Origin of the sequence: Streptomyces sp. SPB074, from assembly GCF_000154905.1 — a bacterium.
Classification (GTDB): Bacteria; Actinomycetota; Actinomycetes; order Streptomycetales; family Streptomycetaceae; genus Streptomyces.
Genome location: NZ_GG770539.1, coordinates 6,755,398 through 6,755,765 on the forward strand (window position 1 = coordinate 6,755,398; position 368 = coordinate 6,755,765).

Sequence of the window (368 nt, forward strand, 5' to 3'; positions counted from 1 at the left end):
CGCGTCCTTCGTGCGGGGGAGCGGGCCCCGCGACCCTCCCTGTGGTCCGGGCGTCCGCCCGCACCACCGTCCGGCTCCGGGGCACGTTCCGGCGTCAGCACCTCTCCCGCCGGTAGAGGCGCGCCCCGTCCACCACGGCCACCTGCCGGTAGTCGTGCGCGAGCAGCGCCCGCAGCCGGGGGTAGCCGGCCAGCGCGTAGGGAGTCCCCGCGGAGTCGTCCACGAAGAGGCAGGGCGGGGACCGGTCGAGTTCGCGCTCGAAGCGGTCCCAGGCGCCCGGTACGGCGTACCGGCGGCGCACGCGGGCCGGATCGCCGCCGCTGAAGTTCGTCAGGAGACCCGCCGTCAGGTACCGGCTCGCCGGTGTC

General features: G+C 76.6%; 1 pseudogene. It reads right to left on the reverse strand.

Annotation, left to right across the window (positions count from 1 at the left end):
* Nucleotides 1-94 precede the first annotated feature (94 nt).
* Nucleotides 95-368, reverse strand: a pseudogene (locus tag SSBG_RS28925) (hypothetical protein); the annotation flags it as partial.